Origin of the sequence: Nitrosospira briensis (genome assembly GCF_900115125.1) — a bacterium.
In the GTDB taxonomy this organism is placed as follows: domain Bacteria; phylum Pseudomonadota; class Gammaproteobacteria; order Burkholderiales; family Nitrosomonadaceae; genus Nitrosospira; species Nitrosospira briensis_A.
Genome location: NZ_FOVJ01000005.1, coordinates 105,996 through 120,364, shown reverse-complemented (window position 1 = coordinate 120,364; position 14,369 = coordinate 105,996). Strand labels below are relative to the sequence as shown.

13 protein-coding genes and 1 tRNA gene are annotated in these 14,369 nt (G+C 53.4%); 8 read left to right on the top strand and 6 right to left on the bottom strand.

Going from position 1 to position 14,369, the window contains the following annotated elements; all coding sequences use genetic code 11:
- Window positions 1-16: 16 nt before the first annotated feature.
- From BMZ14_RS11045 to BMZ14_RS11035, 3 genes are all read right to left on the bottom strand, one after another.
- The gene (locus tag BMZ14_RS11045) at window positions 17-142 is read right to left on the bottom strand and encodes an entericidin A/B family lipoprotein (protein WP_074797609.1); all 126 of its coding nucleotides are present in this window, start codon (window positions 140-142) and stop codon (window positions 17-19) included.
- A 54-nt stretch (window positions 143-196) separates the two neighbouring features.
- On the bottom strand, window positions 197-1,606 hold the full coding sequence (gene leuC, locus BMZ14_RS11040) for a 3-isopropylmalate dehydratase large subunit (protein ID WP_074797501.1): 1,410 nt from the start codon (window positions 1,604-1,606) through the stop codon (window positions 197-199).
- 98 nt (window positions 1,607-1,704) lie between these two features.
- Window positions 1,705-2,853: an MFS transporter gene (locus tag BMZ14_RS11035; RefSeq protein ID WP_074797499.1), complete on the bottom strand. Its 1,149-nt coding sequence runs from the start codon at window positions 2,851-2,853 to the stop codon at window positions 1,705-1,707.
- 236 nt (window positions 2,854-3,089) lie between these two features.
- Here BMZ14_RS11035 and BMZ14_RS11030 point away from each other — a divergent pair, with 236 nt between their 5' ends.
- Complete coding sequence (locus tag BMZ14_RS11030; RefSeq protein WP_143071969.1) at window positions 3,090-5,525, top strand: ATP-dependent DNA helicase; 2,436 nt, start codon at window positions 3,090-3,092, stop codon at window positions 5,523-5,525.
- A gap of 108 nt (window positions 5,526-5,633) precedes the next feature.
- Here BMZ14_RS11030 and BMZ14_RS11025 read toward each other — a convergent pair whose 3' ends face one another.
- Window positions 5,634-6,173 (bottom strand): PRC-barrel domain-containing protein, encoded by a 540-nt coding sequence (locus tag BMZ14_RS11025; RefSeq protein WP_074797497.1) that lies wholly within the window; start codon window positions 6,171-6,173, stop codon window positions 5,634-5,636.
- Between the two features lie 404 nt (window positions 6,174-6,577).
- Here BMZ14_RS11025 and egtB point away from each other — a divergent pair, with 404 nt between their 5' ends.
- From egtB to BMZ14_RS11000, 6 genes are all read left to right on the top strand, one after another.
- Entirely contained in the window at window positions 6,578-7,633 is a 1,056-nt protein-coding gene (egtB, locus tag BMZ14_RS11020; protein ID WP_256208577.1) for an ergothioneine biosynthesis protein EgtB, read from the top strand.
- Window positions 7,563-7,886, top strand: coding sequence for an SUMF1/EgtB/PvdO family nonheme iron enzyme (locus BMZ14_RS15495; protein WP_256208588.1), 324 nt, complete (start codon window positions 7,563-7,565; stop codon window positions 7,884-7,886). Before egtB ends, BMZ14_RS15495 begins: the two co-directional genes overlap by 71 nt.
- The gene (egtD, locus tag BMZ14_RS11015) at window positions 7,883-8,863 is read left to right on the top strand and encodes an L-histidine N(alpha)-methyltransferase (protein WP_074797495.1); all 981 of its coding nucleotides are present in this window, start codon (window positions 7,883-7,885) and stop codon (window positions 8,861-8,863) included. The genes BMZ14_RS15495 and egtD overlap by 4 nt, the downstream gene beginning before the upstream one ends.
- A 236-nt stretch (window positions 8,864-9,099) precedes the next feature.
- Window positions 9,100-9,849, top strand: coding sequence for a TerC family protein (locus tag BMZ14_RS11010; protein ID WP_074797493.1), 750 nt, complete (start codon window positions 9,100-9,102; stop codon window positions 9,847-9,849).
- Between the two features lie 12 nt (window positions 9,850-9,861).
- The gene (gene mnmC, locus BMZ14_RS11005; RefSeq protein WP_074797491.1) at window positions 9,862-11,715 is read left to right on the top strand and encodes a bifunctional tRNA (5-methylaminomethyl-2-thiouridine)(34)-methyltransferase MnmC2/FAD-dependent 5-carboxymethylaminomethyl-2-thiouridine(34) oxidoreductase MnmC1; all 1,854 of its coding nucleotides are present in this window, start codon (window positions 9,862-9,864) and stop codon (window positions 11,713-11,715) included.
- Window positions 11,716-11,928: 213 nt separating this feature from the next.
- Window positions 11,929-12,315 (top strand): hypothetical protein, encoded by a 387-nt coding sequence (locus BMZ14_RS11000; RefSeq protein ID WP_074797489.1) that lies wholly within the window; start codon window positions 11,929-11,931, stop codon window positions 12,313-12,315.
- A gap of 255 nt (window positions 12,316-12,570) precedes the next feature.
- On the opposite strand, the gene BMZ14_RS10995 is transcribed toward BMZ14_RS11000, so the two are convergent.
- Window positions 12,571-12,786, bottom strand: a complete 216-nt coding sequence (locus BMZ14_RS10995) for a hypothetical protein (protein WP_074797487.1) — start codon at window positions 12,784-12,786, stop codon at window positions 12,571-12,573.
- A 95-nt stretch (window positions 12,787-12,881) separates the two neighbouring features.
- Window positions 12,882-12,958, bottom strand: a tRNA-Arg gene (locus tag BMZ14_RS10990).
- A 187-nt stretch (window positions 12,959-13,145) separates the two neighbouring features.
- On the opposite strand from BMZ14_RS10990, the gene BMZ14_RS10985 reads away from it, so the two are divergent.
- Window positions 13,146-14,327, top strand: a complete 1,182-nt coding sequence (locus BMZ14_RS10985; protein ID WP_074797486.1) for an AI-2E family transporter — start codon at window positions 13,146-13,148, stop codon at window positions 14,325-14,327.
- Window positions 14,328-14,369 lie beyond the last annotated feature (42 nt).

Sequence of the window (14,369 nt, the reverse complement as noted above, 5' to 3'; positions counted from 1 at the left end):
TTACTCTGATACTGCTTTATTTCGCCTGTTTTTCCAGCGCTTCGCCGCCGCTCTGAACATCCTTGCCCAGGCCTTGCATGGTATTACAGGCGGACAAACCAAAAGCAGCGACCAAGGCAATCATTACCGTTAGCATTCTCATTACAAACCCCTTTTTATAGTAAAAAAACAGATCCACTTTTGTTGCATTCAAATTTTAATATAATTCCCGTACATCCACAAAATGTCCCGCTACCGCTGCAGCTGCTGCCATCGCCGGGCTCACGAGGTGAGTGCGTCCCCCTGGCCCCTGTCTGCCTTCAAAGTTACGGTTGGAAGTAGAAGCACAGCGTTCCCCGGATTCAAGCCGGTCATCATTCATCGCGAGGCACATCGAGCAGCCCGGCTCGCGCCATTCAAATCCTGCCTCGCGAAATATCTTGTCCAGCCCCTCCTGCTCCGCCTGGTGCTTGACCAAACCGGAACCCGGCACGACCATCGCAAGCTTGATATTCGCGGCAATGTGCCTGCCTTTGACCACTTCCGCCGCAGTCCGCAAGTCTTCTATGCGCGCGTTGGTGCAGGAACCGATGAATATCTTGTCCGGGCGAATTTCACTGATCGGCGTGTTGGGAGCAAGTCCCATGTACTTCAGAGCGCGCTCCATATCGTGACGCTTCACGATATCGGTAATCTGCGCCGGATCGGGCACTCTTCCGTCAATAGTCGTTACCATTTCCGGAGACGTCCCCCAGGTTACCTGGGGTTTAACCTGTGCCGCATCCACCCACACGATCTTGTCGAAGCTTGCGCCCTCGTCGGTTTTCAGCGTACGCCAGTATGCAGCCGCCTTCTCCCATCGCTCGCCTTTTGGTGCAAAAGGCCGTCCGCCAAGATATTCAATAGTGGTATCGTCTACCGCCACCATGCCGGCGCGCGCTCCCGCCTCTATCGCCATATTGCAAAGTGTCATGCGCCCTTCCATGGAAAGCGCCCGGATGGCGCTGCCGGAGAATTCGATTGCGAAGCCCGTGCCTCCCGCTGTCCCGATCTCACCAATGACGGCGAGCGCGATATCCTTGGCGGTCACGCCGTGGCCAAGTTCGCCCTCAACCGAAACCTGCATCGTTTTTGCCCTTTTCATCAGCAGGCACTGTGTCGCGAGCACATGCTCCACTTCAGAAGTGCCTATGCCGAAAGCGAGACACGCAAATGCACCATGTGTGCTGGTATGCGAGTCGCCGCATACTACTGTCATGCCAGGCAAGGTAGCGCCCTGCTCCGGACCGATGACATGAACAATACCCTGGCGCCGATCGTTCATCCTGAATTCAGTGATGCCCAATTCCTCGCAGTTCTGGTCAAGTGTGTCTACCTGAAGACGCGATATCGGATCTTTGATGCCGTGATCGCGACCGGTCGTGGGTACATTATGGTCGGCCACGGCCAGAATCGAATCAAGCCGCCATGGCTTGCGCCCCGCCAGTTTCAGTCCCTCAAACGCCTGTGGGCTGGTAACTTCGTGCACAAGATGGCGATCGATATAGATCAGCGCCATGCCATCCGGCTTATCGGATTCCTCATGTACCAAATGGCTTTGCCAGAGTTTGTCGTATAACGTTTGCATATCGGGAGCTGGAATCCAGCTTCAAATCCTAATGGAACCAGGGATTATCCCATAACGGGCCGCCAAGAAACAGCTAGAACACCACCGCCTCTTGCTTGTTACACTCGCGGGTCGACATTCATCTTCCAGATCACCAGCACCAGCCCAAGCAGAACCGCGGCGGCGCTCAGCGTGAATGTCAGACCCGGCCCCAGCCACTCCCAGGCGTAACCGCTGAGTATGCCCCCGGCGGCCCCCCCAAGGCCGAATGTAAGACTGGTGTAGAGGGCCTGCCCTTTGGCCTGATGCCGTCCGCGAAAAAATTGATGCACCAGCATCATGGAGGTAGCGTGATGCGCGCCGTAGGTCGCAGCATGAAGTACTTGCGCCACCAATATCACAACCGGAAAATCAACTCCCCAGCCTATCATCAGAAAACGGGCAATCGCACAACTCAGGCTGAAAGCCATGATCTGCTTCAGGCGAAACCGCTGCATCAACTGCGGCATCAGGAAAAATATGCCGATCTCGCAGGCTACGCCGGTAGCCCACAGCCATCCCACCGTGCTCTTGCTGTAACCGTGCTCCACCAGATAAATGGAATAAAAAGTGTAATAAGGACCATGGGCAAGCGCCATCAACAAGCAGGCCGCGAAAAACGCCAGCACTTCCGGCCGCTCGAATATTTGCCTTACGGAATGACCATCCGCGGAATGAACCACTATTTCTGCCTCGGGAATCTGGCGAGAAAAAATGACGATCCCCAGCTTGAACCCAAGCACCGCCCACAATAACGAGCTGATATCCGTAGCGTCCAGAAGGTAGCCGATACCCGTTACCGCGAAAATGAATCCTACCGAACCCCAAACTCTAATGCGTCCATACTTTGAGGTGCTCTCGCCAAGATAAGAAAGGGTGGTCGCCTCTATCAATGGCAACGATGCGCTCCAGAAAAAACTCATCAGCGCCATGACCACGAATATCCAGGCGAACGACTCGCCAAGAAAAAATCCGCAGTAACTTATCAATCCCGTAACTGCCGCCCATCGGACAATCAGCAGCCGTTTACCGGTATAGTCGGCAAGCCAGCCCCAAGCAGCCGGTGCGAATATACGTGTAACATGCAACAGCGACATAAGCACGCCTATCTGGAAAGCGCCAAAGGAGAGGGATTTGAGGTAAAGGCTCCAGTAAGGGGCAAAGGCGCCGATAAAAGCGAAATGGAAGAAATAAAAGCCGGAAAGGCGCCAATAGGGGATGGAGTGCATCTCGCAGAGTTTAACAGCCTGTAGCGGTAAAAATTAAAAGCTGATTCCTGATGATTTTGATAACAATCGGGGCAGGAACTGCCACGTATGACATCAAGGACCGTGCCCTCGGCAATAAATCGGTTTTTGATCCATATTAATGGTGCTCATTTCATTAACGAAACGATGGACATCCTGAAGTCGGCGATAATCGTTATGCCGATTTCCGGGCAAAAAAGCATTGCGGGCGAGGCATAATGAGTAACGGCTTGATTCATGCGCCGACCGGGCCAAAACGCACTCCTGGCGCAGGGGTAGTTCAAGGGATTGACCCGCAGGCTCATACGGAACACCAAATAAAATATACGGTATCCGTGCGCGCCCTGTGCGAATTCACCGCCAAAGAAGGGGATCTCGATCTGCGCTTCACCCCCACGCCTTCCGCGCAGGAAGGCATTGCCGGGCATGGAGTTGTAATGTTGCGCCGCCCGGCCAATTACCAAAGGGAAGTAAGTCTCGCAGGCGAGTATAAACACTTGCTCATCCGGGGGCGGGCAGACGGTTTTGACCCGGTTCAAAATCAGGTCGAAGAGATCAAGACTTTTCGGGGTGACCTCGGCGCCATGCCGGACAATCATCGTCAACTGCATTGGGCGCAGGTCAAAATATATGGCTGGTTGCTCTGCCAGAAGCTGGATTTATCCGAGATTCGTCTGGCACTGATCTACTTCGATATCGTCAGCAAGAAAGAAACGTGGTTGAGCGAAACCCATGATGTGGGTTCGCTCAAGCAGTACTTCGAAAGCCGGTGCGAATGCTTTCTGAATTGGGCCGAACAGGAACTGGCCCACCGCACGATGAGGAATGAAGCGTTAAACTCCCTGCGCTTCCCCCATCCATCCTTCCGCCAGGGCCAACGTCCACTGGCTGAGGCTGTGTACAAGACGGCCTCAGCAGGCCGATGCCTTATCGCCCAGGCGCCCACCGGCATAGGCAAAACAATCGGCACCCTATTCCCTCTTTTGAAGGCCTGCCCCCGGCAGGAACTGGACAAGATTTTTTACCTGACGGCGAAGACGTCAGGCCGGAAACTTGCGCTCGACGCACTCACGTTAATTAAAAACAAGGAACCGGCATTAGCGCTGCGAGTGCTTGAACTGGTAGCCCGGGATAAGGCATGCGAACATCCCGATAAAGCCTGTCACGGCGACTCCTGCCCCCTTGCAAGCGGGTTTTATGACCGCTTGCCCGCAGCAAGAACCGCTGCACTGGCGATTGGTTCGATAAATGGCGGAGACGGGGCTGTATTGAATAAGGATGCACTGCGAGCCGTCGCCAGCGAGCATCAGGTTTGTCCCTACTATCTCGGCCAGGATTTAGTGCGCTGGTGTGATGTAGTCGTGGGCGACTACAACCACTACTTCGATCTGAGCGCCTTGCTATACGGCTTGGCCAGCGCCAATCAGTGGCGCGTCACCGTTTTGGTGGATGAGGCGCACAACCTGCTGGAGCGCGGACGAAAGATGTATTCGGCGGAGCTGGATCAGGCAGCTTTTAAAGCGATGCGCCGTTCGGCGCCGATGGCACTCAAGAAGATTCTTGATCGCGTCAATCGCCGCTGGAATGAATTGCACAAGGATCAGGAACATGCTTACCGGGTTTATTCCGCTTTACCGGATAAATTTCTTACTGAGTTACAGCAAGCGATTACGGCGATCACGGATTATCTGACCAATAACCCGACGGGCATAAACCGGGAACTGCAACGCTTCTACTTCGATGCCTTGCACTTCTGCCGAGTGAGCGAGTTGTTTGATGAGCACTCGCTATTCGATATAACGAAGGTTACGAGAAATCCTGAAAAGAGCTCTGTAAACAGCGTCGTAAAAAAGAACCGGTCCTGCGCAGTACTCTGCCTCAGAAATATTATTCCAGGGCCCTTACTGGCGCCGCGTTTTGCGGCCGCTCAGTCAACGGCGTTATTTTCCGCTACATTGACACCCTGGCGTTTCTACGGCAACACGCTGGGCCTGCCGGAGAACGCTGCGTGGATAGACGTGGAATCGCCATTCAAAGCCGAGCAATTATCAGTACGAATCGTCAGCGACATTTCTACCCGTTATCAGCATCGCGAGCGTTCTGTTTCGCCTATTGCTGATTTGATAGCCGGCCAATATAAAACAATGCCTGGAAATTATCTGGCATTCTTCAGCAGCTTCGACTACTTGCAGATGGTCGCGCTGTTGTTCAGGGCAAGATACCCGGAAATTCCCGTCTGGGAGCAAACGCGTGGAATGGAAGAGGCTGAAAAGGCGGACTTTCTGGCACGCTTCACCCCTGCGGGACACGGGATAGGATTTGCCGTGCTTGGCGGATCCTTTGCCGAAGGCGTCGACCTCCCCGGCAAGCGCCTGACGGGAGCCTTTATCGCAACCCTCGGGCTGGCGCAGATCAATCCCGTCAACGAGCAAATCAAGCAGCGCATGGATGCGGCCTTCAAGGCCGGTCACGACTACACTTATCTCTTTCCAGGCATACAGAAGGTGGTGCAGGCCGCAGGCCGCGTCATTCGCACTCATCTGGACCAGGGCGTTATTTACCTTATTGACGACAGGTTTACGCGACCCGATGTTCTTCGACTATTACCCGCCTGGTGGAAGGTTGAGCAATATAAAACAAGAGAGGCAAGATAACCTGCCTCTCTTGTTTTATATTGCTCAGTTCCCGATCCAGCCGATAGCGAGATATGAATCCGTACTTACCTGTGAACCATATCTTGCCCCGGCTGCCTTTTTACTTGATCAGTCGATGTCATGTTTGACATGATCGGTGCCAACAGGCGCGACCGGTATTATTCTTTCGTTGTTTTTATGAGCTGGCGTCGTGTAATCCTTGGTGGATTTTGTGTCCGTGTAGCTTGTGTCAGTGTACGACTTTGTTCCGTAATAGGAATGTATTGTGCTCTGCCAGGTGGGGTCAGCCATATCGGGCCAGTTATCCTTGTCGAATCCCGGTGCGCTCTCAAGACGTTCCTTATCCACGTTGAGTATAAAGCGCTTGTTCCCGGTATCGAGCTTCAGCGCATTCCAGGGCACGGCGAAGAGCTTGTTGGCAATGCCCATGAATCCGCCGAATGACAATACAGCGTAAGCGATTTTGCCGTTGTTCATATCCAGCATGATTTCCTTGATGTCACCGAGGTCTTCATCTTTGTGGTTATACACATCTTCTCCGATGAGGGTGTCGGCCCCCATCAGGCGAGGACCCGGCCCCTTCTCGTCATAGCTTTTGTACGTTTCGCTTTTGTACATGCCGTAAGTATCGCGATCTTCGTAGCTCATGGTCTGTCTCCTGTAAAAGTAGGTGGATCTCAATGCTTCTTCTTCAGATTTCAGATGCTCTTATTTCATCCCTGTTCGCTCCGATTCAATTCTGAAGCGCTTCAGACGGGTACAGGATGCTTCAGCAACGAGATCGGGTCAGTGCGGTATCGTACAAAGGCAGTTTTTTTCTGCCGCAGCAAGACTCATGGCCCGAGCAACGTGTGCCGGGCTGCTTCGTATGTCTGACAGCGCACAGAGCGATCACTCAGGTTTATGGAAAATCCATGACACGACTAATGCCATTGGCGAACTGTTAATTAGAAGAATGGATTCACGCAGCAGGGGTATTCGGGAACAGCTTGCCAAAAACTATTGGAACATAGCGTCGCAATCCATTCGAAGAATTCAACAACGAGATAACCATGCCGGAAACTTCCAGTCGACATACCGAATCTTCGCTACTACGCAAATGGCTAGAGCAATACGACGAAGTTCGAAGCCAAACGTTGAATCTCGTGGAACCGCTGTCGCCAGAGGATCAAATGGTTCAATCCATGCCTGACGCGAGCCCGGCAAAGTGGCATATCGCGCACACGACGTGGTTCTTCGAAACATTTATCCTGACGCCGCATATGGAGGGCTATGCTCCGTTCAATGCGCGATTCGGCTTCCTGTTTAATTCATACTACAAACGGCTGGGAGGGCACCCCCATCGCACCATACGTGGAACGCTCTCCCGCCCGACCCTTGATCAGGTTCGCCTTTATCGTGCCCACGTTGATAACAGCATCCATGAACTACTCCATTGTGGCGCTTCTGTCGAGGTTTTGCGATTGCTCGAACTGGGATTGAACCACGAGCAGCAACATCAGGAGTTAATCGTAACTGATATCAAACATGCATTCTGGGTCAATCCCCTGCGGCCCGGTTATCAGCCAGGCCAGGTTCGCATTGTTGAAGCTTCTGCTGCGCCGCCGTTGGCGTGGTGCTGTTTCGATGGCGGTATTCACGAATCTGGGCACGATTCATGCGGCTTTGCATTTGACAACGAATTACCTCGGCATTACACCTATATAAACCCATTCCGTATTGCATCCCGGCTTGTTACCAACAAGGAATACCTTGCCTTCATGGCCGATGGTGGTTATAGCCGTGCAGAATTGTGGCTCTCGGACGCATGGGATCACGTTTGCGAGAACGGATGGACCGCGCCGCTTTATTGGGAACAGGCAGGGAATGACTGGACGCAGTTCACATGCCGGGGCATGCTGCCGCTAAACCCCGCCGAACCGGTATGCCACGTGAGCTTTTACGAAGCTGATGCGTTTGCCCGGTGGGCGGGTGCGCGCTTGCCCCACCGAGTTCGAATGGGAGGTTGCCGCCGGTTCCACCGGGAACACCGCCAGAATATCCGGGAATCTGCTGGAAAACGAAAATTATCATCCCAGGCCGCTTGCCCAGGCAGCACAACAGGGTGACCTGCAACAGATCTTTGGAGACACATGGGAGTGGACGTCAAGTTCCTACTCCGCTTATCCGGGTTATTGCTCACCCCAAGGCGCTGAAGGCGAATACAACGGCAAATTCATGTGTAACCAAATGGTTTTACGCGGTGGGTCCTGCGTTACGCCCCAATCGCATATACGTAAATCTTACCGCAACTTTTTTCTTCCACAGATGCGCTGGCAGTTCTCCGGAATACGGTTGGCTCATGATGGAGTTAGCCTATGATCAGGCCCGAACAATTGAAGCGGGTACCGGTTCCGGCGTCGATTCCGGTTTCTGAGATAGCCGGGGACGTGCTGGAAGGCCTTTCCCGCACGCCTAAAAGCCTGCCGCCGAAGCTGCTCTATGATGCAGAAGGTTCGGCTTTGTTTGAGCAAATTACGTGTTTGCCAGAGTATTACCCGACACGTACAGAAGCCGCCATATTGATGACCCATGCAGACGAAATATGTTCCCGGCTCGGCAAGAACGTTTCTGTCGGCGAACTCGGTGCCGGCACTGCCACCAAGACGCGCATTCTGTTGCGTTCATTGCTGCGGCGGCAATTCAGCGTAAATTACTTCCCCCTCGATGTATCCGATGCTGCACTGAAGCTGGCGAAAGACGAAGTGGAAAAAGAATTACAGGCGGTGAACGTGCATCCCCAGATTGGGGATTTTGAAGACCTGGCCTTTCTCGAACTGCAGGCCCGGCCACGCCTGGTTTTGTACATCGGTTCGAGTATCGGCAACCTGGAACATGTCGACGCTATCACCCTGCTGCAAAATGTCGCGCAGCACCTGTCGAGTGGAGATCAGCTATTGCTCGGGGTCGATCTCGTGAAGGATAGCGGCGTCATGCAAGCCGCATATAATGACAGCGCGGGAATAACGGCTTCGTTCAATAAAAATCTTCTCATCCGGATCAATCGCGAACTGGGCGGCCATTTTGAGCCTGAGGCCTTTTACCATGTATCATTCTGGAATGAGGCGGCATCACGGATCGAACTGCATCTGGAAAGCGCGCGTTCCCAGTCAGTCAGAGTCGATGCCCTTGATACGACGATACGGTTCGGTCAAGGTGAGCGTATTCATACGGAAAACAGCTATAAATACACCCTGGAGCGCCTGGGGGACTTGCTCCAGCACGGCGGTTTCCAGTTGGAACATACCTGGACCGACCCCCATTGCTGGTTCGCGGTAAGCCTGGGCGTGATAAAATAAAAGCTGAAAACAGCGTCGTTTCCCCATTATCGCTGCACAAATGTTCCTCATCGCGATCCGCGAAACCCAACTCAGTAATCCAAAAAGAAGCTTTATGGTGAACGGCCCCTGCATCTCAAAAATGCACACTCAACGCCCGTTCAACTACCTGATTTAGGTTAAAACGAGCAGAACCCTATTGCGGCGTTCAAATTAAAATAGATACTGACGGGACAAGCTGAAAATGGAAGAAACCGATGTTTGAGTGGCTGACAAGTCCGGAAGCGTGGATAGCGTTAACCACGTTAACTGCGCTGGAAATTGTCCTGGGTATAGACAACATTATTTTCATCTCGATTCTGGTAGGCCGTCTTCCCGAAGCTCAACGTAATTTCGCGAGAAGGCTGGGTCTTGGCCTTGCCATGATTACTCGCCTTGGTTTGCTGTTCTCGATTTCGTGGGTGATGGGCTTAACCAAGCCCTGGTTTACCTTATTCGGCAATTCGGTTTCAGGGCGGGATGTCGTACTAATCGGAGGAGGCCTGTTTCTGCTCTACAAAGCCACCCATGAAATACACAGCAGCCTCGAAGGCGTAGAAGAAAGCGGCAAGACGATCGTGGCCGCCACCATGGGAACTGTACTGCTGCAGATCGCCATACTTGATATTATATTCTCGCTGGATTCTGTCATAACCGCTGTTGGTCTGGTTGAGCATATCAGCTTGATGGCAATCGCCATCATTCTGGCGGTACTGGTTATGCTGATGGCAGCCAAGCCCATAGGTGATTTCGTAGAAGCCCACCCGACCATCAAGATTCTTGCGCTTTCTTTTTTGATATTGGTAGGGATGACACTGATTGCCGAAGGTTTCGAAGTACACGTCCCGAAAGGCTACATTTATTTTGCAATGGCATTTTCAGTCAGTGTGGAATTTCTCAACCTTCGAATGCGAAAAAAAAGCAGGGATACGGTCAAATTGCACAGGCATATAAGCAAAATGGATTGAATGCCTTGACACATGCTTGAATGGCAAAATCGCCAGCCGTTTTCCACCCGCTTCGGCGATGTCTATTTTTCCAGGGATTCCGGATTAGCGGAGAAACGACACGTTTTCCTGCAAGGTAACCGGCTCGCTGAACGCTTTGCATCGTTGCCCCATGGCGACGGATTCGCGATAGGCGAGACAGGATTCGGCACCGGGCTTAGCTTTTTATGCGCCTGGCAACTGTTCGATGAAGTCGCCCCATCCTTGTCCTCATTGGGATGCAGCCTGGATTTTTTCAGCGTCGAAAAATATCCGCTCGACGATGGGGAATTGAGCAACGCGCTGGCGCTTTGGCCGGAGTTGCGGAAATATGCGGACGAACTCATCGCGCGCTGGCGCCGTCGCGTACCGGGCTGGAATCGGTGGAGCTTTGCTTGCGGACGGGTACGTCTCACGCTGGTGATAGGCGATGTAGCCGACGCGCTGGCTGAAACCCGCAGCGGCATAGATGCCTGGTTTCTGGATGGCTTTTCACCCGCACGCAATCCCGGAATGTGGACGCAGCAGGTTTTCGAAAGTGTTGTGCGCGCTTCCCGTCCGGGTGCCACGTTTGCAAGCTATACCTGTGCAGGGGAGGTACGGCGCGGCCTTGCGCAAGCTGGCTTTCAGGTAAGCAAGTTGCCTGGCTTCGGCCGTAAGCGCGAAATGTTGCAGGGTCATCTTCCCGGCTCGCCCTCAATACGAACCACTCCTGCAACAGCTATTGTTATCGGCGGAGGCCTGGCCGGCTGTGCCGCTGCCTCAGCATTGGCAATGCGCGGCATTTCCGTCAAGTTGATCGAACGTGCTTCCGCACTGGCTACAGGGGCCTCAGGCAATCCCTGCGGTATACTGCATACCCGCCTGAGCGCAGGCATGAACTCCCTGCAACGCTTCGTGCTCGCTTCCTATGGGCACGCGCTTGCATTGCTTGATGAAAAACTGCCTGTCGATGGTACCGTCCGCGCCGAATGTGGAGAATTGCAGTTAGCATTTTCCGGGGAAGAAGCAAAGCGGATCGGTAAGCTGGCAGCCCTCGACTGGCCGTCACATATATTAAAAAGAGTGGATGCGGCTGAGGCGTCCCTTCTGGCCGGGATCGAACTTACGCATGGGGGCCTCTGGTTTCCCGCGGGCGGTTGGCTGGTTCCGCCCAAAATGTGCGCGGCCCTGGCAGAGAGCCAAACCATTACCCACCACATAGGACATCTCGTTGAGTCGTTGACAGCGGCGGACAGTGGCTGGCGTGTGCAGGGAAGGAACCAGTGTGAGCAAACCTGGTCTTATGAGGCAGAAGTGGTCGTCGTATGCACTGCGTATCAGGTAAAGTCATTTGCGCCATTGGCATGCTTGCCGCTGACTCCGGTCCGGGGGCAGATCACTGCGCTACCTCCAACGCCTAATAGCGAAAACCTTCGCACCGTTGTATGCGCGAGTGGCTATCTGGTTCCTTCCATCGAAGGAATGCACATGGTGGGAGCGACACATGGCTTCAATGATGAGTCAATTGACTTGCGCGCATCAGACCACGAGGAGAACTTGTCCAGGCTGGCGGAAATGTCCGCGGATCTGGCAAGGGTAACGGATCGCGATTCGTTCGACGCCCGGCAATTGGGCGGCCGGGCATCGGTAAGAGCTTCGGTTCCCGGCGCCATGCCCCTGGTGGGAGAACTGTCGCCCAGGCTCTATACCAGCCTTGGCCACGGCACTCGCGGCATTATAACGGCGGGACTGTCCGGTGAATTGATCGCGGCCGCCTCATGCGGTCAATTGTTGCCCTTGCCGTCAGCCGTGGTAAATGCATTGGCTCCTGCCGGACGGCTCAAGCGAGAGAACCCGTCCGGATAAGTCAGGGACGGACAACCCTCTCCTGCGACAGCCCCGTGGTTGTACTTCAGTCCAATAGGCAACAAGCGTTAAAACCCATAAAATACGCCCGACGTCTTCCCGATATTCGCCTCGATATGGCGGATTCGAATGCCGTTTTTTTACCTGGATCCCATTCCCGCCACTCAATCCACGTGGAGAGGAGCGAGTTTTGCACCGCTACAGAGGAGTTTTATGAACGCCAAACCCAAGCGCGAGCCGCCACAAGCCGCGCAGTCCAGTTCTCAGGAAACGCAGCCACTTGTACCGATCAGCTCCTGGACGAGTATTGCGATCGGAATTACCACATATGTATTCGAGGAATCCGAAGCCGCCATACGGCAATCCGGCCTGGTGCCTGAATGGGTAAGCTACCCGGCCGAACGTCCCGGCAACGGCATTGCTGTACCCGCAAATCATGCCTTCCCGAGTTATTTGAAGCTTCTGAGGCTGGAAAGCGGACGTTTACGTCTTGTAATTGATGTCCGTACGGTGCTGATGGGAGATTCGCGGTTCCAGCGCTTTCTTGGCGGCCTGACTGCCGACGCGAGTCTATCCCTGGTAAGGCGAGAGTCTGCATGAAAGAGTAGTCCGGACCAACTGATATGCATCGGCACATTGCCCATCCGATATTGGCGCGAGCCCGAAGCCAGGATATCGATCCGATGTTACGTACCTGAAGCAAATCCACCGATACCTCACCCTGAGAACCATGCGCGGTGCTGCGCTGGCCCAGGTATCGGTGGATACAACAAGCGATCAGAAAACTCTATCAGATAAAAATCAAGTGAAGCAAAATACGAAATTCTCCACCTGGTAATCAACAGTTTTAGCTGTTCAGTCTTTCGACCTCATCCTGATATTTGCCTGAGCCTCTGCTTTATTCAAAGCGGAAATACTGCGCCCAAAAGCATCCCGTGTTTTCCTGTCGGCCTGGGCGCTCTTTATGCTGCGCTCGCATCGCCAGCGTTTACCCGTCTTTGTAACGACCAGGCGCATTTCATCGCGTGAATGTTGGATGTGACAATGGTAGCAATAGATATTGGTAGGCATGATCGGTTTCCTTTTACGCATTCCCGGCATTTAGCGATAATCGGCCGGAATCTAAAAAATAAGGGGCTAGACTTATGCCTAACCCCTTGTTTTCGTGGCGCGCCCGGCAGGATTCGAACCCACGACCCCTTGGTTCGTAGCCAAGTACTCTATCCAACTGAGCTACGGGCGCTAAAGCTGGCCAACTTGCTTGGTATTCAAGAACACCGTCCACCATTATACCAGATCGGTGTACCGCCAGGTCAAAGCATTGGCATTCAGTGCCCTGCATCAATCTTTGCTGTGTACGGTGAGCACCTTCGCTGCATTCAATGGTACCGTACGCACCATAACCGCCATCCAACTGGATAAAGAATCCCATGAATCCGCCTTCAGAAGAAAAGGATACCAAATTAACTGTGACGGACTCCGAAGTTGTTGTGCGTGCCGTCAGCGAGGAAATAACGCCTCCGGGGACGACTCCCGATGAAAGAAGCGCAACGGCTTTGTGGATACTTGCATCAATCGCTCTGATTGCCGCGCTTTATCTGGCACGTGCTTTCATCGTTCCATTATTGTTTGGCATTCTTGTAAGTTACACATTGCGGCCGATCGTGGACTGGTTCGAGCGATATCATGTTCCACGGGCATTAGGGGCTGCATTCTTACTAGCGACCCTTGTCGGAGGCGCTTCCTGGATGACATTCTCTTTAAGTGGCGATGCGGCGGAAATGATCGAGCAACTTCCGGATGCAGCGCGCAAGGTGCGGCAGAGTTTGAATGCCTTTCGCAGCGGTGGCGCAAATGCGATGCACCGTGTCCAGGAGGCTGCCGATGAGCTTCAACGCGCCGTGGTTGACTCAGGAATGAAGCCGCAGGACGTTCAGGTAGTAACCCGGGAATCGGAAACCACCGCATGGGTGCGTGATTTTATGCTCACGCAAACCGCTTTGCTGGTCGGGTTCGCGGCACAGGCTCCAATCGTGCTGTTGCTTACTTATTTTCTGTTGGCCTCGGGTACACACTTCCGGCGCAAGCTGGTGCAGTTTGTCGGGCCATCGCTAACGCAGAAGAAAGACGCCGTCCGGATACTTGAGGAAGTGGACGAGCAAGTTCAACGTTACTTGCTTGTCATGCTGATATCAAACACCTTGATTGCAGTTCTTACCTGGCTTGCGTTTGAAATGATCGGACTCGAGCATGCCGGCGTGTGGGGATTTGCTGCGGGGGTATTGCATTTTATTCCGTATCTGGGGACGGTGGGAACCGCGCTTGCCAGCAGCGTTGCGGCTTTGCTCCAATTCGGATCGCTTCCTCAAGCGCTTCTGGTCGCGAGCGTGTTTTTGCTTATTTCAGGGGTAGTGGGAATGGTGTTTACCACTTGGTTACAGGGTAGATTTGCAGGTGTTAACCCCGCGGTTCTATTTATCGTACTGTTATTTTTCGGCTGGCTGTGGGGGATAGCAGGTTTACTGCTGGGTGCGCCCCTGCTCGCAATCACAAAAGTAATCTGTGACCGTGTCGAGTTCCTTAAACCTTTCGGTGAACTGTTGGGACGTTGATTTTATTCCCAAGCGGAGTTAGTGGGAACTCAAATATTTGGC

Bases quoted from the DNA above. Each gene is read 5' to 3' on its own strand.
- BMZ14_RS10985 (WP_074797486.1), top strand. From the start codon at position 13,146: ATGAATCCGCCTTCAGAAGAAAAGGATACCAAATTAACTGTGACGGAC.
- BMZ14_RS11000 (WP_074797489.1), top strand. From the start codon at position 11,929: ATGAACGCCAAACCCAAGCGCGAGCCGCCACAAGCCGCGCAGTCCAGT.
- egtD (WP_074797495.1), top strand. From the start codon at position 7,883: ATGATCAGGCCCGAACAATTGAAGCGGGTACCGGTTCCGGCGTCGATT.
- egtB (WP_256208577.1), top strand. From the start codon at position 6,578: ATGCCGGAAACTTCCAGTCGACATACCGAATCTTCGCTACTACGCAAA.
- BMZ14_RS11035 (WP_074797499.1), bottom strand. From the start codon at position 2,853: ATGCACTCCATCCCCTATTGGCGCCTTTCCGGCTTTTATTTCTTCCAT.
- mnmC (WP_074797491.1), top strand. From the start codon at position 9,862: ATGCTTGAATGGCAAAATCGCCAGCCGTTTTCCACCCGCTTCGGCGAT.
- BMZ14_RS11010 (WP_074797493.1), top strand. From the start codon at position 9,100: ATGTTTGAGTGGCTGACAAGTCCGGAAGCGTGGATAGCGTTAACCACG.
- BMZ14_RS11025 (WP_074797497.1), bottom strand. From the start codon at position 6,173: ATGAGCTACGAAGATCGCGATACTTACGGCATGTACAAAAGCGAAACG.
- BMZ14_RS11045 (WP_074797609.1), bottom strand. From the start codon at position 142: ATGAGAATGCTAACGGTAATGATTGCCTTGGTCGCTGCTTTTGGTTTG.
- BMZ14_RS10995 (WP_074797487.1), bottom strand. From the start codon at position 12,786: ATGCCTACCAATATCTATTGCTACCATTGTCACATCCAACATTCACGC.
- leuC (WP_074797501.1), bottom strand. From the start codon at position 1,606: ATGCAAACGTTATACGACAAACTCTGGCAAAGCCATTTGGTACATGAG.
- BMZ14_RS11030 (WP_143071969.1), top strand. From the start codon at position 3,090: ATGAGTAACGGCTTGATTCATGCGCCGACCGGGCCAAAACGCACTCCT.